The organism is Geobacter sp. OR-1, assembly GCF_000813145.1.
GTDB lineage: Bacteria > Desulfobacterota > Desulfuromonadia > Geobacterales > DSM-12255 > Geoanaerobacter.
This window is the reverse complement of record NZ_BAZF01000008.1, coordinates 52,050-72,979: the sequence shown is the minus strand read 5'-3', so window position 1 is coordinate 72,979 and position 20,930 is coordinate 52,050. Positions and strand designations below refer to the sequence as shown.

The window sequence follows — 20,930 nt, the reverse complement described above, 5'->3', positions numbered from 1 at the left end:
ACAGTTTTTGGAGGGAATGAATGAACTACAATCCTATGAGAAATCTGCCTGCCGATGCGGGCTACAAGGCGGGCGACGTTCTGGTGCTCTGCGGGGAGCTGTTCGGCCGGGGTTATGCCAACGGTATTGTCGAGCAGGCCCGGCGCCTGGGGATGACCATCATCGGTACCACCGTGGGCCGGCGGGAGAGCGACGGCACACTCCGCCCCCTGAACCAGGACGAACTTGCCGCTGCCGAGGAACTGCTCGGTGCAAAGATCATCAATATCCCGCTCGAGGCCGGATTCGACATGGAGCCGGCAGCAAATGGCCTGACCCCGCTGGACCAGTTGAAAGGGGCAAAGCCCGATGAATGGAGTACCATCCGGCTGGACCTGAACGCGCTGGAGGAGTCGAGAGCTGCGGGGACGAAGCGACTGCGGGCAAATCTGGCTGCGGTTGCTGCGGAGCTGGCGAAGCGGGTCCCGGCAGGAGCCAACATGCTGTTGGTTCACACCATGGCCGGTGGAATCCCGCGGGCGCGCCTTTTCATGCCGCTCCTTAACCGGGTCTTCAAGGGCCAGGGTGACAAATACCTATCATCCGCGGATTTCTGGGGGGCAGATCTCGGCAAGCTGTGCGACTGGTCGTTCAACGAAGTTACTGCCGACTCGCTGGCCTACCTGATTGATGAGACCGCTTCCCTCAGGGACCAGGTCGCGTCGGCCGGGGGTAAGGTGAGTTATGCCGCCTACGGCTACCATGGCTGCGAAGTGCTGGTCAACGGGGCCTATAAATGGCAGTCATACACCCCTTACCTGCAGGGGTGGGCCAAGATGCGGTTGGAGGATCATGCCGCAGCTGCCTGGGCAAAAGGTATCAAGGCAACGGTGTACAACTGCCCGGAGATCCAGACCAATTCCAGCGCCCTGTTCCTCGGGGTCGAAATCTCTCTCTATCCGCTTCTTGAGGCCCTGAAAAAGGAAGGGGCCGGTGTTGCTGCAGAGGTAACTGCCGCCTGCAACAAGCTGCTTGCCGAAGGGGCGACCCTGGAAAAGATGCTGGAGCGAGCGAACGATTATCTGGCGTCGCCGGTAATGAAGCCTTTTGACGCCATCTCTGCCTGGCCCCACCACAGCACCAATGAGCAGATGGAGTTCATGTTGACGCGTTCCGCGGAACTTATTGCCATGAACGCCAACCCGAAGGAGATCGTCTGCAGCGTACTGTCCGGCGCGGTATTCCGCGGGGTGGGCAAGCTGATGCTCGATTCCTCCTGGGAACCGCAAGCGCCGGTCTGGTGGCTGAACCATGACATAATTGCCAAGAGGCTGGCAAAAGATTAGCCGGAAAAAGCCAGAAGAAACAGCAAAGGCCGCCCCGATTGGGACGGCCTTTCTTGCGTCAATTATCTATGAGCGCGCGAATATGGCTGCTAATTACCAGTTTTCGCCGAGGATTTCAAAATGCGCCTTGGGATGCACGCATGCCGGGCAGCTGTCCGGGGCATCGGTCCCTTCGTGCAGGTAGCCGCAGTTGCGGCAGCGCCACACCACCGGCTCGTCGCGGTGGAACACCAGCCCTTTGTCCAGATTCTCCAGCAGGTCGCGGTACCGCTTCTCGTGCTGCTTTTCAGCTATCGAGATCGCGTCGAAGGCGTCGGCAACGTTGTTGAACCCTTCCTGGCGGGCAATCCTTGCGAACTCGGGGTATAATACTGTGTGTTCATGGTGCTCGCCGCCGGCGGCGGCCAGCAGGTTTTCCGCCGTGGTCCCGATTTTCCCGGCCGGGAAGCAGGCAGTAACTTCAACGTCCCCCCCTTCGAGAAACTTGAAGAACCGCTTGGCATGCTCTTTTTCCTGGTTGGCGGTCTCTTCGAAGATGTCCGCGATCTGGACTAGCCCTTCATTGCGGGCTTTGGCGGCAAAGTAGGTATAGCGGTTACGGGCCTGGCTTTCGCCGGCAAATGACCCAAGCAGGTTTTTCTCGGTTTTTGTCCCTTTCAGGCTCATGTCGTCTCCTCCGTCAGCAGTTGGATTTGGCTTTATCTTACCAGCTTTGAGAGTTTTTTAAACTCGTCGGTTCCGGCCACCTTCAGGAGCTGGAACAGTGCCGCTTCGGTGGATGTGATCACTGCTCCGGCATCGCGCGCCGTTTCCACCCCTACCTGCCAGTTTTCCTTGCGCCGGCTCATCACTGCATCCTTGACCAGGTGCACGGTGTAACCGGCATCGAGCAGCTCCAGCACGGTCTGCAACACGCAGACATGGGTTTCCATGCCGGTGACGATGACCTGCTTTTTCCCCAGTGACTGCAACCGGTCCGGGAACCCTGCTTCACCGCAGCAGCCAAAGGTCATCTTCTCGATGGCAGGGGCGCAGAGACGCTCTTTCAGGGGAGAGAGGGTTTCCCCCAGTCCCTTGACGTATTGTTCGGTGGCAACAATCGGTATGGCCAGCTCTTTTGCCGCCTCCTGCAGGATGGAGATGTTGCCGGTAAGCCGGTCGAGCACCTTGTCGTCCATGGCCCGGCAGAGTTTTTCCTGGACATCGATTACCACCAGAACGGCATTGCTGCGGTCGAGAAAGAACTTGTCATTGATTCCCATGTCATACCTCCATGAATCGGATTGGTAAACGTCTTTGACGGATACGGCTGCTGTCAGTCTCTTCTCAGGTCGATGCCGAGCTCCTGGATCTTTTTCCTGAGGGTATTGCGGTTGATGCCGAGGATGTCGGCAGCCCGGACCTGGTTGCCGCGGGTCTTTTCGAGAACGAACCGGATCAGGGGGCGCTCCACCTGCTCGATGACCATGGTATAGACATCGCCGCTCTGCATCTTGTCCATGTTGGCAAAGGAGAGCCTGAGTTTCATCTCGACGATCCCTTCGAGGGAAAGCCCTTCGCCGTTGTCCGGGATATCGCTCGCTTTCGCCTGGTTGCGGAGCCCGGGGAAATCGTCGCTGGTGAGCAGCTGGTCGGAAGAGAGGATCACTGCCCGCTTGATGCTGTTTTCCAGCTCCCGCACATTGCCCGGCCATGGATGCGAAACCAGAAGCGACATTGCCGACGGATCGCACTGCCGGGGGGGGATCTCCAGTTCGGTGCACGCCTTGGCCAGAAAGTACTCGGCCAGCGGCTTGATATCTTCTCTACGCTCCCGCAGCGGCACGAGATGAATCGGCACGACGTTCAGGCGGTAAAAGAGGTCTTCGCGGAAGGTGCGCTTTCGGACCATTTCTTCCAGGTCCTGGTTGGTCGCGGCAATAATCCGGACATCGACCGCGATGCTCTGGCTGCCGCCGGTGCGGGTGATCTCCTTTTCCTGCAGCACCCTCAGGATCTTGGCCTGGAGGTCACCCGGCATGTCGCCGATCTCGTCAAGGAAGATGGTGCCGCCGTTTGCCTGTTCGAATTTGCCCAGCTTGCGCTCCACTGCCCCGGTAAAGGCCCCTTTCTCAAAGCCGAACAGTTCGGATTCCAGGAGTTCCTTCGGTATTGCCGCGCAGTTTAGTGCTATGAACGGTTTCCCGAGCCGCCGGGAGTTGAAATGGATCGCCCGGGCGATCAACTCCTTGCCGGTTCCGGACTCTCCCTGGATCATGACGGTGATGTCGCTGGGGGCCACCTTGCCGATGGTCTTGTAGATCTCCCGCATGGCCGGTGAGTTGCCGATGATGGTCTTTTCCAGCTGATAGCGGTCTTTCAGCTCCTCTTTCAGGATGGAGACCTGGGAGGTCATCTCCCTGGCCCGGTTGACCTTCTCGACAATGGCGTCGATCACATCCAGGTCGAACGGCTTGGTGAGATAGTCGTAGGCGCCGCGTTTCATAGCCTCCACGGCGTTTTTCATGCTCGCTTCGGCAGTCATGATGACAACCAGGAGATCGCTCTTGAGGTCGCGCAACCGATCGAGCAGATCCAGGCCTGATATCCCCGGCATCTTGATGTCGAGGATCGCCAGATCGTAGTTCCCTGCCTGGATCATTCCGAGCGCCTGTTCGCCGTCGGCTGCCAGGTCAACGGTAAACCCCTTCTTTTTCAGCGCCTTGGAAAGTACCCAGCGCATGCTTTCTTCATCATCTGCTACCAGAATTCTGCTCAGTGGCATAATTGACCTCGATATCTGTATTTTTCGGAACGGTAAAAAGGCGCGATTCATTGTATCAGGGGGATCATTATGGTGAAGGCCGTACCCTTCCCCTGTTCGGAAACAACCTTGATCAGGCCGCGGTGCTCGGTGACAATCTTGTGGCAGATGGCCAGCCCCAGGCCGGTTCCCCGCGATTTGGTGGTGAAGAACGGCGTGAACAGCTGATCCAGCTGCTCTCGCGACATCCCCGGGCCGTCATCCGAGACCTCTACCGCAACCATCCGCTGCCGGCTCTCCCCCTTTTTCGTCAGGGTATAGTCGGACAGGATGCGGCTGGATATCCTGATCTGACCGTTTTCGCCCACTGCTTCGACGGCATTCTTGATCAGGTTCAGAAATAGCTGCGTCAGCTGCTCTTCGTCAGCCAGGATGGCCGGGATGCTCGGATCGAACTTTTGTTGGAACGAAACCTCCCGGCCGCCCAGACCGTTTTTCTGCAGGGTGAGGATGTCTCCCAGGATCTGATGCAGGTTGACCTTGGAGAGTTTGAGCTTTTTCGGCGTGGTCAGCGCCAGCAGCTCCTCGACGATCCGGTTGACCCGCTGGGTCTCCTTGATCATGATCCTGGTGTAATCGAGCAGTTCACTGTCCTGGGGGAGTTCCTTTTCCAATAGCTGGGCCGCGCCCTTGATCCCCCCCAGGGGATTCTTGATCTCGTGGGCCAGCCCGGCGGCCAGTGTCCCGAGCGCCGCGAGCCGGTCCGCGGTCCTGACCGCCTCCTCCAGCTCGCGGATGCTGGTGAGATCGCGCATCAACAGGATGGTGCCGATCCGCTCGCCATTTGCCAGCATGAGCGGGGAGGTGGTGGCGCTTACCGGGGTCGGGTGGCCGGCGCGGTACAGGACGATATTCTCGTGGTCGGATATGGACATCCCGGTTTCGGCAGTCTTGGCGACTATCTCCAGCAGCAGCTCTTCGCCCTTGAAGACCGTGGCAAAGGCCATCCCCTGGGCAAGTTTGCGCGAGACCCCGGTCAACTCCTCTGCGGCCGGGTTGAGGAAGGTTATGCACCCCTTGGAATCGAGTACGACGACCCCGTCACCGACGCTGTCGATTACGTTGGCGTAAAACTCCTGAATCTGACCGCTCAAGAGACCCAATCCCCCTGTTGCCGGAAAAAGTCTGTGACCGCCTTGATGATCTCATCCTTGCCATCGATGCGGTTGACTAAATCCCTGAATCGCGAAGCTCCGGCTAACCCTTTGACATACCAGCATAAATGTTTGCGCATCTCTCGCACGGCAATATGCTCGCCTGCGGCAGAGACGAAGCCTTCGATGTGCCTTAACGCCACTGCCAGCCGCTCTTCCCTGGCCGGGCAGTCCGGCTCGGTACCGGCCAGGAGCTGCAGGACTTCCCTGAATATCCAGGGATTGCCGAGCGCCCCGCGGGCGATCATCACCCCGTCGCACCCGGTGCGTTCGAGCATCGCAGCGACATCCCGCGCGCTGAACAGGTCGCCGCTGCCGATGACCGGGATTCCGGCCAGCTGCTTCAGTTCGGCAATCTGTTCCCATTCGGCCTTGCCGTCGAACATCTGGGAACGGCTCCGGGGGTGCAGGGTGATGGCATCGCACCCTTCGCCGGCGGCAATCCGGGCGATTTCCGGGAAATTGCGGTCTTCGGCCTGCCATCCCGACCTGATCTTTACGGTCAGGGGGAGACCGGTTGCGGCTCTCACCGCACGGATGATCTCTTTCACCTTTGCCGGTTCGCGCAGGAGGGCGCTCCCCGAGCCGCTGTTGACGACCTTCCTGACCGGGCATCCCATGTTGATATCGATGAGATTACCGTATTCCGAGGCTATGCGGGCTCCTTCGGCCAGAAGTCCGGGGTTGTCGCCGAACAGCTGGACCCCCAGCGGCCGGTCCGATTCCGAACTGGCCATCAGGCTAAGGGTTTTCCTGCCGTCATGCGCAATGCCGTTCACGCTCACCATTTCGGTGAAGCAGAGCGACGCCCCGTATTCACGGGCAAGAAGACGTACCGGTTCGTTGGTGATTCCTGCCATCGGGGCGAGGATGAGGTTGTTGGCCAGGTTGAGCGAGCCGATAACAAGCGATTTTATCATGGTCGAATAAGTTGCCTATTTTTTGGGCATAATAGCATGGGGGAGAAAAAAGGCAAGGAAATAAGTGTGATAAGTTTGGCTGTCGCAGGGGGAATGAAGGGGCGGGACGGATTAATGCTCCGGTCCGAGTTTTCTCCTGAGATGGTCGCAGAAGCAGGCGACAACCCTGGCATCGTAATGGGTCCCGGCTTCCTGCTCCAGTTCACGGATTGCCTGATATGGCGTCAAGGCCGCCTTGTAGGGGCGCTCGGAGACCATGGCGTCGAAAGAGTCCGCGACGGCAACGATTCTGGCGTCCAGCGGAATGCCGTCCCCCTTTATCCCGCGGGGATAGCCGGTGCCGTCGATCCGCTCATGGTGATTCAGAATCCCAGGAAGGACGTCATGCAGCTGCTCGATGGGGGAGAGGATCGCGACCCCCTTCTCGGGGTGCAGTTTCATCGGCGGGAACTCGTCTTCGGAGAGGAGCGCCGGTTTTTCCAGGAGCGCCTCAATGATCCCGATCTTGCCGATGTCGTGCAGAAGACCGCACAGCCTGACCCGCTCCACATGTTCATCGGGGAGCCCCAGTTCCCGGGCAATGGTGGCGGATATCTCCATGACCCTTTCGGAGTGCCCCTTGGTCCAGGGAGACTTGGCGTCGATGGCATTGGCCAGGCTGGAGACGGTGCTGATGAAAAGGGAGCGCATCTCCTGGAAGTGCCGGGCATTTTCCAGCGCTACGGCCATTTGGCCGGCAATCTTCTCGATGGTGAAGGCATCCTCTTTCCCGAACTGGCCGGCAGTGGTGTCTCCCAGAAGCAGCACGCCGCGGATCGCCTCTTTGCTTATCAGCGGGATAGCCATTGCCGACTGGATCCCTGCCAGCGCCAGGGCCTCGTCGACCGGACCGGGGTTGGGGATTGCGGAAAGTGTCGGGACATATGAGCTCTTCCAGGTGCCGAGAACCTCCTGGGCCAGGGAGCTGCCGCTGATTGCCTTCCCGGGAACGATCAATGGCGGCACAGTTATATCCTTCCCCCTGGCGGCAAGGACAGTCAGTTCCCCCTTTTCTTCGGAAAGCACTGCGACAAATTCGCATTGTATGATCCGTTCGATATGTTCCATGGCGGTTTCAATGATGGTGGTCGGCGAGAGGGACGAGGAGATTGCCTTGTTTATCTCGTCCAGGGTCAGGATGATATCGATCCGGCGCCCCATCTCGACCGCCATGTCCAGGGACTCGTCGAACAGGCGGATGTGGCTTATGGCGAGCGCTGAATGGGCGACGGTCTCGCGCACCACCGCGATCTCTTTTTCGCTGAACGGCGGGTAAGCGGTGGAGCGGGAAACCACGACTGCCCCGATTACCTGATTCCGGACCACCATCGGCAGAACCATCAGGGTAAGGTGTTGCAACTGTTTGCCCAGTTCCGGGGTGAGAAAGGCCAGTCTTTTGCTGCCGGTAATGATAAGGTGCTGCTTTTTGTCGAGCATCTTTTTCAGGAACGGGATCTCACCCGGGTTCAGTGCCAGATTCTGGAAGAGATGGGTCTGGTTGCGCGGGATGCCGCTTATCCGTGCCGGCAGGAAATTCCGCTGTTCCTTGTCGATAAGGTATACTGCCGCCCAGCGGCTTTTCACCGTTCTCTTGAGCAGACGGGACAGCCCTTCAACGACCTCGTCCACGCTCCCCAGCCGCGTGATCTGCTCTGATATCTCGAATACCTTGTGGATGTCGTAAGTCATGAACGCCTCTTTATTTAGTAAAGCATAAAAACCGGCATTACGCTTGCCATTGCCAATAAATTTTATTACTATTGCCGCCAATCACGTATCTAATTGAGGAGGAGTGCCGGATGGGGCTTCTTGAAGGAAAAAAGGCACTTATTTTCGGAGTTGCCAACGATAAAAGTATTGCCTGGGCCATAGCGGAAGCGTTCAGAAGGGAAGGGGCTTCCCTCGCCTTTGCCTATAACGGGGATACCCTTGCCAAGCGGGTAATACCCCTTGCCGAGAGTATCGGCGCCGAAATGGTCCTGCAATGCGATGTCCGCAGTGATGAAGAGATCGCCTCGGTTTTTCGGGATGTTAAAGAACGTTGGGGCGGGCTTGACATCCTGGTTCACTCCATTGCCTTTGCCAACAAGGACGAGCTCAAGGGGTCGTTTCTCAACACCACCAGGGAAGGGTTTGCCCTGGCAATGGATGTGAGCGCCTATTCCCTGATCGCCTTGGCAAAGGAAGCAACTCCGCTTATGGAAGGCCGGGAAGGGGTAATTCTTACCCTATCCTACTATGGCGGGCAGAAGGTGTTCCCGAACTATAACGTAATGGGTGTTGCCAAGGCCGCTCTGGAGATGAGCGTCCGTTATCTCGCCGAGTCGCTGGGTGGCACCGGAGTGCGCGTGAACGCCATCTCTGCCGGCCCGCTCAAGACTCTTGCCGCGGCAGGGGTCGGCGGATTCAACCAGATCGCCGGGGTAGTGGCCGAGAAGGCGCCGCTCCGGCGCAATATCACCCAGGAAGAGGTGGCTGATTCGGCCCTCTATCTCTGCAGTAATCTCGCGCGGGGTGTTACCGGCGAGGTGCATTTTGTGGATAGCGGTTATAATATCATCGGTCTGTAGGGCAAATTGACGACTTCCCCCGGCACTGCGAGGATTTCCAGATAAAGCAACTACACGGCAATCTTTTGGGTTTGAAACCCAGTCAGCTCAAGGCATTGGAGCGGCTTTACCGCAGGCGCGTTTCCCCCGCCGAAACCGTGACCCTTGACCTGGCCCGCCATCTCATCGAACTGTCGCAGGATATCCGCCGCCAGATCGGGGTTTTGTTCAATCGCGTCGGCGAACCGGCCTATGTCATCGTCGGCAACGAACGGGGACTGATGATCCCCCAGCTCGACGATTACCCGCTCGGCAAGCGGATGCTGCGCGGCCTCCGGCTGATCCATACCCACCTGAAGAACGAACCGCTCACCGATGACGATTTGACCGACCTTGCCATGCTGCGTCTCGACATGGTCGCGGTCCTCATGGCTGCCGATCCTCCCATGATCCAGCGCGCCTGGCTCGTAGCGGCAACCTCTGCCGGCTCCCCCCCCTATCATATCGACCCGCCATGCCGGGTTACGGCCATTCAGCCGGGATTCGACCTGTTTATCGCCGAGCGGGATGCCGAACTCGCCAAGGCTGCGCCTCCGGCAGCAGAAATCCGTGGGGGCGAGCGGGGGATACTCATTTCGGTGACGCACTCGTCGCGCGAGGAGGCGGAAGATTCCCTGGATGAGCTGCAGGAGCTGGCAAGGACTTCCGGGGTCCAGGTGCTGGAGACCACGATCCAGCGCCCCAGGCAGCTCAACCCGCGCTATCTGATGGGCGAGGGGAAGATGAGGGATGTGGTGATACGGGCGCTCCAGCTCGGGGCGACCATGCTGGTCTTCGATCAGGAGCTGACCCCGGCCCAGGTGCGTTCCATTTCCGCCATGACCGAACTGAAGGTCATTGACCGGAGCCAGTTGATCCTCGATATCTTTGCCCGGCGGGCGACGAGTCTGGACGGCAAGGTCCAGGTCGAGCTGGCCCAGTTGAAGTATCTGCTCCCGAGGCTGACCGGCAGAGGGGTGCAGATGTCCCGCCTTATGGGGGGGATCGGCGGGCGCGGGCCCGGCGAGACCAAGCTGGAAATAGACCGCCGCCGGATCAGGGACCGAATCGCCAAGCTGGAAAAGAACCTGGACGATCTCTCTGCCGGGCGGTACCAGCGGCGGCAGAAACGGGTCCGGGCCGGGGTCCCGATCGTTTCCATCGTCGGGTATACCAATGCAGGGAAATCCACGCTCCTCAACACCATGACCAAGAGCGAGGTCTTTACCGAAGACCTGCTGTTTGCCACACTCGACACCTCTACCCGCCGCCTCCGGTTCCCCCGCGAACGCGAGGTGATCATTACCGATACGGTCGGCTTTATCCGGTCTCTGCCGGCATCGCTCATGGGGGCATTCAAGGCGACCCTTGAGGAACTTCAGGATGCCGATCTTCTGCTGCATCTGGTTGATTGTGCCAGTCACCGTTTTGTCGAACAGGTCGACCAGGTCGACCGGATCCTCGAAGAGCTTGGCCTGGGCGACAAGCCACGTCTGGTTGTCTTCAACAAGAGCGACCTGCTTGCGGGCCTGAAGAAGAAAGACCCGATTACCTTCATGAAGGTGAAGCAGCAGGCCCGCCGGTTGGGGGCAATCACGATTTCGGCCCGGGAGCAGGGGACCCTGGCCCCGCTTCTTGCCGAACTGGAGCGTCGTTTCTGGGCCTGACCGGATAGATTTCCCCATTTTCCCGGAGTCAGCTTTTTGGGGTGGTCAAGCCGAAGGCGTTTTCTTTCTATTCTCCCGGATTTGTTCATGTTTCCGGCAGTTGCACTCCCTAAGTCGATATCTCTCGGATTGACATCAGCACCGGCATAAAATATACTTACCCCTCCTGCGAGGGGAATGTCACGCCGATCATTTTTTCGTCCGAGGAAGGGGGCACCGGGGATGAGCGTTCACAGAATCATTCATCTTGTTCTTTTGGCCCTTGTCCTGGCAGCTTCGACAGCAGCGGCCGATACGAACCGGGATGACCGTGGCGGCAGCTTCCTGCAGAGAGGCATGCAACCCACCCTTGTAGCGACCAAAGCAAGCGGTTCGCCGGTCCAGCTCGCATCCCTCTCCCGCGAGCAACAGCTCCACCAGGCCCTTGAACTCCCGCCATCCGAGATATTCGTTCAGAACGAACCGGAAGCCGAACCCGATGATTTCGAGCTGGTAATCCCGGAAAAAGAGCTCCCCGAGTCGGACATCCCCCTGACCCTGAACAGCAAGGTCGAGTTTTTCATCAACTACTTCCAGACCAGCGGCCGCGCAGCCTTCAGCCGCTGGCTTTCCCGCTCGGAACGCTACATCCCGATGATGAAGGAGGTCCTTAAAAAGAACGGGCTTCCGGAGGACCTTGTCTACCTGGCGATGATCGAGAGCGGTTTTTCGCCGCACGCCTACTCGGTAGCCGCCGCAGTCGGGCCATGGCAGTTCATCTCTTCCACCGGCAAGCGCTATGCTCTTCGGATCGACCAATGGATCGACGAGCGCCGCGACCCGATGAAATCATCGATTGCGGCCGCCCTTTATCTCAAGGAGCTCTACGACCTGTTTAACAAGGACTGGTACCTGGCCGCTGCCGGGTATAATGCCGGGGAAAACAAGATCCTTCGCGCCATTGATATGTACAACAGCCGCGATTTCTGGCAGCTCTCCCGCGGTTCCTACCTCAAGCGCGAAACCAAGGATTACGTCCCCAAGCTCCTTGCAGCGGCAATCATTGCCAAGGACCCTTCCCGGTACGGGTTTGCCGACATCGCCTATCTCCCTCCGATCGAGTTCGATACGGTCTCGATACCGACTCGCACCGATCTTGAGCTTGTGGCCCGTCTCACCGGGGTCACTTATCAGACCCTGAAAGATCTTAATCCGGAACTGCGGCGCTGGTGTACACCTCCGGATTACCCCGGTTACGAACTGAAGCTCCCCAAGGGGAAAAAGGGGCAATTTGAGCCGGAATACGCCAAGATACCGGAAACCGGGCGCTACACGGAAAAGATCGTGTATGTGCGCCATAAGATGAAGCGGAAGGAGACCCTGGTCGCGGTTGCCAAACGTTACCAGACGACAGTGGAAAACCTGACCGAGCTGAACCATCTGTCCAAGAAGAGCCGCCTGCGCGGCAAATCCATCCTGGTGCCGGTGGTTGCCGATGCGGCGCCGAAACCACAACCTGCGGAAGAGCAGAAGCAGGCCGTTTCCGTTTCCAAGCTGTTCAACAAATATTACACCGTCAAAAAGGGGGATACGATCCGTTCCCTGTCCAGGCGGTTCAACGTCTCCGAGAAGATCCTGTCGGCATGGAACAATATCAGGCATAGAGGGAAGGTCGCCTTGAAGCCGGGCCGCAGGATCATCGTGGCAAAATACGTGGAAAAAAACGGCGAAATGGTCGTATCCGGCGGCTAGGGTACATTGCCGCAACCGGCCGTATCACTGTCTGACATAATTTATTCAAGAATCTGAAAGGGTCTTTCGATGTACACTATCATCATCTCCGCTGTTTCTGCGCTTCTGGTCTTTGTTCTGCTCAAATTCGCCGCTGGTCTCCACTGGCTCATCGCCCTGTTTAGCGCTCTCCTGATCTTTGCTGCCATATTCTATTTCCTGTCGCGCTTTATCATGAAAAAGGTTACCGAAATCATGGACACGGCGACCAAGGATCTGCAGGGGCAGCGGGTCGAAAAGGCGATCCGTGAGCTCAGGGAAGGGTTCAAATACGCCAAGTGGCAGATATGGCTGGATGGCCAGATTAACGCCCAGATCGGCAGTGTCTATTATATGCGCCGCGACTTCTCCAATGCCTTCCCCTACCTGGAAAAGGCCTTTTTCAAGAACTGGGTTGCCATGGGGATGCTTGCCATTACCTACATGAAGAGGAACAAGAACGACAAGATGCGCGCCACTTTCGACAAGGCCGTGCAGGCAACGCCGAAAGAGCCCCTGTTGTGGTGCCTGTATGCATACTGCCTCAGCGAGATCAACGACAATTCCGGGGCTAAGGAAACCCTGGAAAAGGGGTTGAAAAAGCTCCCGGGCAACGAGGCCATGAAGGGGAACCTGGGACTGCTGGAAGAAGGGAAGAAGATGAAGATGCGCCAGTTCGGCGACATGTGGTTCCAATTCCATCTTGAGAGTGTCGGCGCCCTGCAGAAACACCAGATGGCGGCCATGGGCGGCGCCAAGCGCAGGATCATCAGGAAATGACTTCGGGCAGGCCTGCTGCTGGGGCCGCTCCGCTGCATCGCATATCCGGCGGGGATTTTTGGAGAAAACCCTTCAATCCCCTGAATTTTCTTAGCGATTCCGTCTTCTTATTGGTTTTCAAGTCATCACCTTCCGCTGTTCGCGTCTTGCCGGAAACATCCGCAGGCCGGCCGGCCTATCGCACCCCCCTCGTTTTGACATTAAGCCGCTGCCTGTTAAAATTTAACAAACGGATGCCCGCATGGCCGATCTGCTGAAAACCGCGTCAGTGCTGGTACTGGTCCTGATTCTGCTCCGGAAAAGGATCTTTATCGGCACCGTCATGGGGATCGCTTCAACATTGCTGGCGCTGTTGTATCTCACCCCGATTCCCGTCTTCCTGGGTTGCCTTTATCGCGCCGTTCTCTCGCCGAACGCCGTCGAGATGACCGGGATGCTTTTATGCACTGTGATCATGGAAAACATCATGAGAAAGAGCGGCGCCATGGCCAGCATGGTTGAGAACGTCTCGGGGCTGTTTCCTGACCGCCGGTTCGTCATGGCCGCAATGCCGGCGACCATCGGGCTGCTCCCCTCAATCGGCGGGGCGCTCTTCTCCGCTCCGCTGGTCGAACAGGCTGCAGCAGGTGCGGAACTCCGGCCAGAGCAGAAGGCCTTTATAAACTACTGGTACCGGCATATCTGGGAGTATGTCTCACCCCTCTATCCCGGGATAATCCTGGTCTCGGGCATGACTGGCTTTTCTTTCCGGGATCTTGCCCGCGCGAACCTCGTCTTTGCCGCGGCGGTCACTGTTTTGGGGATTCCGTTCTGCTTTCACGGCATAAAGAGAATCAGGGGGACGGAAAGGACCAATGGCCGGGTTACGGCGCTAATCGAATTCTTGAAGGCGGTTTCCCCGATAATGCTGGCTATGGGGCTGGTTGTGATCGTCGGGGTCAACCCGCTTCTTGCCATGTCGGCTGCAGTGCTCAGCCTGCTTCTCTGGCATCGCTATACAGCCGGAAAGATCCGGGAGACCATCAGGGAAAGCGTTTCGGCCAAGGTCATCCTGCTGGTGGCCGGAGTGCTGCTGTTCCGGGAGATCCTGGAGGCCACCGGCGCACTCATGGGCGTATCCGGATTCCTTGCGGCCAGCGGGCTGCCGTTGCTCTCCCTGATCATGTTCATCCCGTTTCTTGCCGGGGTCATGACCGGCCTCACGGTCGGCTTTGTGGGGATCACATTCCCGTTTCTCCTGCCGCTCCTGGCTGCCAAAGGCCCGGCCATACCGGCGTTGACAGCCATCGCCTTCGGCAGCGGTTTTTGCGGCGTCATGCTTTCGCCGCTGCATCTCTGCCTGGTACTCTCCGGCGAGTACTTCAACGCCGATTTCGGTAAGGTATATCGCCGCCTGTTACTGCCGTCGGCCCTGGTTCTGGCCGCCGGCCTCACCCCATACTATTTTTTCCCATAAGGAGGACACCATGAAGAATTGCAGAATGTTCCTGTTTCTCGCAGTTGCCTGTACCTTTGCCGTGAGCGGTTGCGTCTCAAGCGGCAAGTACCAGTTGAAGGAGCAGGAAGCCACCCAGCTGGGAAGCGACCTGGCCGACTTGAAACAAAAATATGGCGCGCTCAACAAGGAGAACGACTCCCTGAAGAGTGAAGTGGCGAAACTGAAGGGGAATGTCGCCGGCCTGGAAAAGGACAAGGCGAAACTGACTATTGACAACAAGGAGTTGAACGATCTCCTCAAGGCCAAGTCCGATACCCTTTCCAAGAGCATAACCGAACTGCGCCAGAAAATCGCCGACCTGGAGGCGGAAAACGGCCGCTTGAAGCAGGAGGTGGCAAATCTGCAGAAGGTCAAGGAGGAGGAGGTCAAGAAGGTCAGCAAGACCCTGGAGGAGATGACCGACAAGATGAAGGAGCAGATCGCAAAGGGGGATCTGACCATCAGGGAGCTGCGCGGCAAGCTGACGGTAGATATGAAGGCCGCGGTACTCTTCGACCTGGGGAAGGCAGAGGTCAAGCCCGAAGGGATCGAGGTGCTCAACAAGATGGTCGATACCTTCAAGAGCCTGCAGGACAAATATATCCGGATTGAAGGGCACACGGACAACAACCCGATCACCGGCAACCTTGCCAAGACCTACCCCACCAACTGGGAACTCTCCGCGGCCCGGGCGATCAACGTGACGCGTTACCTGCAGGAGCAGGGGGTCGATCCGAAGATCCTGTCTGCCGTTGCCTACGGCGAATACCGCCCCAAGCCGGATGCGGACAACAACACCAGAGAAGGGCAGGCCAGCAACCGCCGCATCGAGATAATCCTCGTAAACCGGGATGAACCTTCGTCGTTGCCGTCTGCTCCCCAGTAAGGGGGCGACCAATGGCCAAGGAACTGAAGAACAAAGGAAACAGCGGCAGCAAGAAGTTCGCGGTCCGGCCGTTCACGGCCATCAAGGGGCTGGCGGTTGATAAAGCGCCCGCGCCGGCCAAGCCGGTCGTCACGCCGGTAACAAAACCGGAGTCCGCTAGCCAGGCCGAAGACGATCTGCTCTTTTTGACCGAGATGGCGGGCGTAGCCAGGATTCACACCCGCTCAGCATCTCGGCAGGGGAAGCGGCCCGAGATTCGGCCGGCAAAGCCGGAGCCTACTGTCGAGCCGGATGAGAGCAGGGTCTTTCTGGACGCCCTCAAGGCGCTGAAGCTCGATGTCAGCTTTACCGATGCCGTACCGGAAGAGGATATCCCGAGCACGCCGCGCCGGATCAGCCGGATGCGGCAGTTGCGCCGGGGCACGATCCGCCTGAACCTGGAGATCGATCTGCACGGCCTGACCAGAGACGAGGCGCTCGACGCCCTGACCTCGTTCATCCCGGCGGCCTGCAGGCGCGGCCAGCAGGCGGTGTTGGTGATCGCCGGCAAAGGGGTGCATTCGCCCGGCGAACCGGTACTGCAGGGGGCTGTGGCCGAGTGGCTCGGCAACACCGGCAGGGAATGGGTGACCGAGTTCGTTCCTGCCCCGGAGAGCATGGGGGGAGACGGCGCCTATGTGGTGTTTCTCAAGCCCGGCAGCAGTGGCTAGATAACCAATATTTAACTGAATCCTCAAAAGGGGGAGCGCATGGACAGACGGGATTTTCTCAAATCCGCCGGGATGGCGACACTGGCGCTGCAGCTGGCGCCGCAGGAGCTGCTGGCGGCTCCGGGGCCGCAGGTGGCGGTTGCCGAAGGGAAGAACTACGCGAAGACCACCCGGAATGCAATCAATGCCCTGGGCGGTATGAAACGGTTCGTCAAGCCGGGCAATGTGGTGGTGATCAAACCGAACATGGGGTGGGACCGGAACACGGAGCAGGGGGCCAACACCCATCCCCAGGTCGTGAAGGCCCTGGTCGAGGAGGCGCTGGCCGCGGGCGCGAAAAAGGTGAAGGTCTTTGACCGGACCTGCAACGACGAGCGGCGCTGTTATGTCAACAGCGGCATCGAACCGGCCCTGAAGGGGATGAAGAATGTGGAGGTCAAGCACCTGGAAGATGAGCGGTACAAGAAGGTCGCCCTGAACGGCAAGGCTCTGAAGGAGTGGGATCTGTACGGCGAGGCGCTGTCGGCGGACGTGTACATCAACGTGCCGGTGGCAAAGCACCACGGCCTGTCGAAGCTGACGCTCGGGCTCAAGAACGCCATGGGGATCATGGGTGGTAACCGCGGCAATATCCACAAGAACATCGACATCGCCCTGGCCGACATCAATGCCGCCCTGAAGGTTCATCTCACGGTGATCGACGCCACGCGGATCCTGACTGCTCACGGCCCGCAGGGTGGCAACCTGAAGGATGTGAAGGTGATGAACACGGTTATCGCGTCAACCGATATCGTGGCAGCGGACGCCTATGCCACCACCCTGTTCGGCATGAAGCCGGAAGAGATCCCGGTAACGGTCGCCGCCTTCCAGCGCGGCCTGGGCGAGATGCGGCTGGACCGGATCAAGATCCTGAAGGTGTGACCGGCATTCGCAACCCGCTGGAAGGGTTACGACCTGTTCAAGCTTTGCAGTTGACAGTTTTCGTCCGGAATCTTATGGTTAGCGGACTTTTATGTTATGGAGCCAATTATGGCCATGCAACGCGCATGACAACTGAAGCCGCATCACCGGTAGCCGCCGGTGGGGCGGCTTTTGTCGTTGGGAGAGAGTAAAAGCTCCGCCGCTGGTGCCTTGAGACGTTGGAGGAGAGAATTGAAGACGATTAAAACCTTACTTGTTTTTGCTTTGTTGGGTGCTTTCCCCACGATCTCTAGTGCAGAGAAACAGGCGAGCCCAGAAGACCAAATACGGCAGCATCTCAAACTCCCAACAAACTCACCTATCGACCTATGGAAGATAAGAGCGAAGGTTTTGACAGTGGTGCGTATCGGTCAACCGTGGCAAGAGGTAGAAAAGGCGATTTCAACATTTGATTTAAAAAAAAGCCCAAGTAGAAGCAAAGATACGCAAAAGCCGTCGTGCTGGCCTTGCGACAACGGATTGGTCTGTGAATTCAGAGCAGATGCATCAGACCCCGGAGGTAAGAGAACATACTGGATCGAGTTTTTCTACTGGAAGAATGAACAGATCCTTGAAGACGTCGCAGTAACGCTATTCAGGGGGAAGAAGACTCAGAGTACGAGCAAGTTCTATACTGAAAACTGAGAGCCTCCAACCACGTCCTTGGACCTGCCCGAAAAACCAGGCAGGTCAAGGCCGACACTGTTGGCTGGAAATGAAAAAAGTAATAACTGAAATGGTGAGGGTAAAAATGATTATCGATTCAACAGGGCTAATTCTCTTTTCTCCGACGCAAACTACCAAGAAGATAATCGAAGGTATCGCACAAGGACTGCAAGTAACAACAAAGCAATATTTTGATCTGACACTACCTGATACAATTGCCCATCCGAGCCAAGGATTCACTCAAGATTTGGCAATCATCGGTGCCCCAGTTTATGCCGGGAGGCTACCTTCTGTCATGCTCTCTAGGTTTAAACAAATTAAAGGAAACGGAAGACCGGCTGTCATTGTTGTAGTTTACGGTAATCGAGCATACGAAGACGCACTTATCGAATTGCGGAATGTTGCCATTGAGATTGGCTTCAAGCCCATTGCGGCTGGAGCATTTATTGGAGAGCATTCCTATTCAACTTCTGACTTGCCAATTGCAAAGAGTCGGCCTGATGCTGACGACATGGCAACAGCCCATAAATTCGGAAAAGAAATTCGCAAAAAATTTATGACCGAAATCAGCAATACAAACGAACTTCTTCAAGTACCTGGAAATTTCCCCTACAAAGAAATTCAGATGCTTTCAGGCGTAGTGCCATCTGTGAATGAAGCTCTTTGTTTAAGGTGCAGGAAATGTGTCCCCGTCTGCCCTACGGTGGCAATAGACAAAGAAAATCCCATGAATACGGCAAAGGATTTGTGCATAAGGTGCTGTGCTTGCGTCAAAGCATGCCCAAGCTATGCAAAATTATTGGATGATCCTCGTATTAAGCAGGCTGCCGAGTGGTTGTATGCAAACTTCAGTGTTCGGAAAGAGCCTGAAATATACTTGTAGGGACAGCCAACCAGGAGGCGGCACACAGTCGGCGCGATAAACTATGCGCCGCTGGTGCGCCCCCGAACCGTTAGGCAATAAAATGAGGTCATACTGATATGATCGAAGACGACCACTATGTTGTAAATACCAGGAACGCGCACATCGATACCTCGGATTTTCAGCGAGAAGTGCGCAAGGTACTGACAGATAACAAGTGCGGCATCAATGAGGCTCTTGAATGCATCTATGACATAGCATTCCTAAGGACAGGCACCGTGCCGCAGGAACCAGACCATACTCAGCTGATATGCAGGTATCTGTCTCCGTCGAAGTTCATTCAGTTCCTTCATACGCGTTCGATTAGCTTTCCGACGGCAACGCAGTTTTCCGACCATTGGGAGTGTCGTGTTCCGGAGGATTATGAAACGGCGGTACTGCGCATCCTCTATGATCTCAATATGTCTGCGGACGATTGGAGCAGCTTGGTAAGAAGGAAGGCTGAAGAATGGAACATATCTTGTTGGACTCAGCTGGATAACCATTTCGATGATCATCTTATGTGGGACTGTTATGCGGGTGGTCCGCAGGGCGTCGGAATTACCGTACGCTACGGAGTTCTAAAGGACAGTCTTGCCAATTCCGTTAAGCAGCTTGATGTTGACAGTTTGCTTCATTGCGGAAGCGTCAACTATGAAACCCTTTCCCTTCTTCCATTCAACAAGCACCACATGTTCAGAAATGAAAATGAGGTCAGATTTGCTTTTAGGGCTCGCCACTGCGGCGCCCTCAGTGTCTCAATCGACGACATCTTCGGTTCATTCGGAATTCGGATTTCGCCAGCCGCCACCGTCGAGCATCACGATGCTATGCGCAGTCTTTGGCTCAAGTACGGTGGCGTGGACCGAGTACAATGGCCTCAGTGAGCGTCTGGGGCGTCCGCAAGACGCCTAACCACGTCCATAGACACGGACAGCTAACGCCGCCGGTCATGGCCGTCCTCGTTGTACAACGAAAGAATGAGAAGAAATAAGTTACTGGCAAGTTGAGCCGTCCAGGGCATAGAGGGATGCAGCAAGGAGGAAACCATTCAGGAGATTACCGGCGATATCTGGAACTTTTTCGGGAAAGCAATCATCTGTATCACAACCAACGGCCACATCAATCGCAAGGGCGAAGCAGTGTTGGGCCGCGGGTGCGCTCTCCAGGCCAGAGAGCGTTTCCCCGACCTTTCTGCACGCCTTGGGGGGCTGTTGACAGCCGAAGGCAACCATGTTCATCTATTGGGAGACGGCCTCGTTAGCTTTCCGGTGGAAGAAAGCCCGTGGGCCAATCCTGACCTGCGGCTGATTCGGCGTTCGGCAGAGGAACTGAAAGCCCTGGCCGATCTGCAGGGTTGGGCTCGTATTGTCGTCCCCCGACCCGGATGTGGTGGCGGCGGGCTCGATTGGCCGGACGTTAAGCGACTACTTGTTGACCTTTTCGATGACCGGTTTACAGTAATCACCGTTGGGACTGCCAACCACTCGGCGGCACACGGGCTTCGCTAAACGCTTCGCAGGTGCGCCTCAGCCACGTTGTCTGAAAAAAAATAAGGGCAGGAGAAAGAATATATGTACCAACGGACCCACGGGACAATCAATATTACCTTTTCTTGACAACTTGTCACGAAAAGGTAATATTTAAGAAAAACAGCGAGGATCTTTATTATGCAAACCATGACAGTCGGTGAGGTCAAAGCTCATTTTTCAGAAGTCCTCGACATGGTGCAAAGTGGCGAGGATGTAGTAATCAGCTTCGGCAAGAAAAAGGAGAAGATCGCCGTTCTGGTCCCTTTTTCGCACTATCAGGGCAAACCGGAACGCAAGCTTGGGCTGCTGGCAGGGAAGGCGACCTTTTCGCTTCGGGAAGATTTTGCCTTGTCCGATGAAGAATTGTTGAAGTCATGAATTTTCTTCTCGACACCCATACGCTGCTCTGGTCACTGTTCGAGCCGACTCGACTGGGCAGAAAGGGGGCGGAGATTCTTGGTAATGCCGACGAAACCATATTTGTCAGCGTGGTCTCCTTCTGGGAACTGTCGTTGAAGTATTCTATCGGCAGGCTTGAACTCAACAATGTTGGCCCCGAAGATTTCCCCTGCCTTGTCCGGCAGGCAGGTTTTGAGGTTTTGCCGCTTGCCGAAGCTGATGCTGCAACCTTTCACCATTTGCCGCGACTGGAACACAAGGACCCTTTTGATTGTCTGCTGATCTGGCAGGCAATCTCAAGAAAACTGACTTTTATCTCACAGGACAAAGCATGTGCAGCGTATAAAAAGCAGGGACTGAAGGTGATCTGGTGA

The 20,930-nt window shown here is 56.9% G+C and carries 21 protein-coding genes; 15 read left to right on the top strand and 6 right to left on the bottom strand.

From position 1 onward, the window contains the following. The first annotated feature begins 20 nt into the window (after nucleotides 1-20). Nucleotides 21-1,325, top strand: coding sequence for a hypothetical protein (locus OR1_RS10200; protein ID WP_041971721.1), 1,305 nt, complete (start codon nucleotides 21-23; stop codon nucleotides 1,323-1,325). 93 nt (nucleotides 1,326-1,418) lie between these two features. Here the strand turns inward: OR1_RS10200 and rbr are convergent, their stop codons facing one another. The 6 genes from rbr to OR1_RS10170 all read right to left on the bottom strand — a co-directional run bounded on the left by rbr (nucleotide 1,419) and on the right by OR1_RS10170 (nucleotide 7,930). Continuing rightward, nucleotides 1,419-1,991, bottom strand: a complete 573-nt coding sequence (gene rbr / locus OR1_RS10195) for a rubrerythrin (RefSeq protein WP_041971718.1) — start codon at nucleotides 1,989-1,991, stop codon at nucleotides 1,419-1,421. A gap of 32 nt (nucleotides 1,992-2,023) precedes the next feature. After that, entirely contained in the window at nucleotides 2,024-2,587 is a 564-nt protein-coding gene (locus OR1_RS10190; protein WP_041971717.1) for a hydrolase, read from the bottom strand. 53 nt (nucleotides 2,588-2,640) lie between these two features. Further along, nucleotides 2,641-4,089 (bottom strand): sigma-54 dependent transcriptional regulator, encoded by a 1,449-nt coding sequence (locus OR1_RS10185; protein ID WP_041971716.1) that lies wholly within the window; start codon nucleotides 4,087-4,089, stop codon nucleotides 2,641-2,643. A 47-nt stretch (nucleotides 4,090-4,136) separates the two neighbouring features. Then, on the bottom strand, nucleotides 4,137-5,222 hold the full coding sequence (locus OR1_RS10180; protein ID WP_041971715.1) for a nitrogen regulation protein NR(II): 1,086 nt from the start codon (nucleotides 5,220-5,222) through the stop codon (nucleotides 4,137-4,139). After that, a complete protein-coding gene (gene dusB / locus OR1_RS10175) occupies nucleotides 5,219-6,202 on the bottom strand; it encodes a tRNA dihydrouridine synthase DusB (RefSeq protein ID WP_041971714.1) in 984 nt (327 codons plus the stop codon). The genes OR1_RS10180 and dusB overlap by 4 nt, the downstream gene beginning before the upstream one ends. Before the next feature lie 111 nt (nucleotides 6,203-6,313). Further along, nucleotides 6,314-7,930 (bottom strand): HD domain-containing phosphohydrolase, encoded by a 1,617-nt coding sequence (locus OR1_RS10170; protein ID WP_041971713.1) that lies wholly within the window; start codon nucleotides 7,928-7,930, stop codon nucleotides 6,314-6,316. A gap of 110 nt (nucleotides 7,931-8,040) precedes the next feature. Here OR1_RS10170 and OR1_RS10165 point away from each other — a divergent pair, with 110 nt between their 5' ends. From OR1_RS10165 to OR1_RS10100, 14 genes are all read left to right on the top strand, one after another. Next, nucleotides 8,041-8,811 carry an enoyl-ACP reductase gene (locus OR1_RS10165; RefSeq protein WP_041971712.1) on the top strand — a complete coding sequence of 257 codons (771 nt, stop codon included), beginning with the start codon at nucleotides 8,041-8,043 and terminating at the stop codon, nucleotides 8,809-8,811. A 71-nt stretch (nucleotides 8,812-8,882) separates the two neighbouring features. Continuing rightward, nucleotides 8,883-10,496: a GTPase HflX gene (gene hflX / locus OR1_RS10160; RefSeq protein ID WP_041971856.1), complete on the top strand. Its 1,614-nt coding sequence runs from the start codon at nucleotides 8,883-8,885 to the stop codon at nucleotides 10,494-10,496. Between the two features lie 336 nt (nucleotides 10,497-10,832). Next, nucleotides 10,833-12,227: a lytic transglycosylase domain-containing protein gene (locus OR1_RS10155; protein WP_162483609.1), complete on the top strand. Its 1,395-nt coding sequence runs from the start codon at nucleotides 10,833-10,835 to the stop codon at nucleotides 12,225-12,227. A gap of 69 nt (nucleotides 12,228-12,296) precedes the next feature. Beyond that, nucleotides 12,297-13,025 (top strand): M48 family metallopeptidase, encoded by a 729-nt coding sequence (locus OR1_RS10150; RefSeq protein WP_041971711.1) that lies wholly within the window; start codon nucleotides 12,297-12,299, stop codon nucleotides 13,023-13,025. 241 nt (nucleotides 13,026-13,266) lie between these two features. Next, on the top strand, nucleotides 13,267-14,481 hold the full coding sequence (locus OR1_RS10145) for a DUF401 family protein (protein ID WP_041971710.1): 1,215 nt from the start codon (nucleotides 13,267-13,269) through the stop codon (nucleotides 14,479-14,481). A gap of 10 nt (nucleotides 14,482-14,491) precedes the next feature. Beyond that, entirely contained in the window at nucleotides 14,492-15,388 is an 897-nt protein-coding gene (locus tag OR1_RS10140) for an OmpA family protein (RefSeq protein WP_041971709.1), read from the top strand. A gap of 11 nt (nucleotides 15,389-15,399) precedes the next feature. Further along, a complete protein-coding gene (locus tag OR1_RS10135) occupies nucleotides 15,400-16,098 on the top strand; it encodes a Smr/MutS family protein (RefSeq protein WP_041971708.1) in 699 nt (232 codons plus the stop codon). A gap of 39 nt (nucleotides 16,099-16,137) precedes the next feature. Beyond that, nucleotides 16,138-17,019 carry a DUF362 domain-containing protein gene (locus tag OR1_RS10130; protein ID WP_041971707.1) on the top strand — a complete coding sequence of 294 codons (882 nt, stop codon included), beginning with the start codon at nucleotides 16,138-16,140 and terminating at the stop codon, nucleotides 17,017-17,019. Between the two features lie 231 nt (nucleotides 17,020-17,250). Then, nucleotides 17,251-17,703 (top strand): hypothetical protein, encoded by a 453-nt coding sequence (locus OR1_RS10125; protein ID WP_041971706.1) that lies wholly within the window; start codon nucleotides 17,251-17,253, stop codon nucleotides 17,701-17,703. A gap of 70 nt (nucleotides 17,704-17,773) precedes the next feature. After that, the gene (locus OR1_RS10120; protein ID WP_237754273.1) at nucleotides 17,774-18,607 is read left to right on the top strand and encodes a 4Fe-4S binding protein; all 834 of its coding nucleotides are present in this window, start codon (nucleotides 17,774-17,776) and stop codon (nucleotides 18,605-18,607) included. A 98-nt stretch (nucleotides 18,608-18,705) separates the two neighbouring features. Further along, nucleotides 18,706-19,512: a hypothetical protein gene (locus OR1_RS10115; RefSeq protein WP_041971705.1), complete on the top strand. Its 807-nt coding sequence runs from the start codon at nucleotides 18,706-18,708 to the stop codon at nucleotides 19,510-19,512. Between the two features lie 255 nt (nucleotides 19,513-19,767). Continuing rightward, on the top strand, nucleotides 19,768-20,136 hold the full coding sequence (locus OR1_RS21560) for an ADP-ribose-binding protein (protein WP_305047293.1): 369 nt from the start codon (nucleotides 19,768-19,770) through the stop codon (nucleotides 20,134-20,136). Nucleotides 20,137-20,295: 159 nt separating this feature from the next. Then, complete coding sequence (locus OR1_RS10105; RefSeq protein ID WP_041971702.1) at nucleotides 20,296-20,535, top strand: type II toxin-antitoxin system Phd/YefM family antitoxin; 240 nt, start codon at nucleotides 20,296-20,298, stop codon at nucleotides 20,533-20,535. Continuing rightward, nucleotides 20,532-20,930, top strand: a complete 399-nt coding sequence (locus tag OR1_RS10100; RefSeq protein WP_041971701.1) for a type II toxin-antitoxin system VapC family toxin — start codon at nucleotides 20,532-20,534, stop codon at nucleotides 20,928-20,930. Before OR1_RS10105 ends, OR1_RS10100 begins: the two co-directional genes overlap by 4 nt.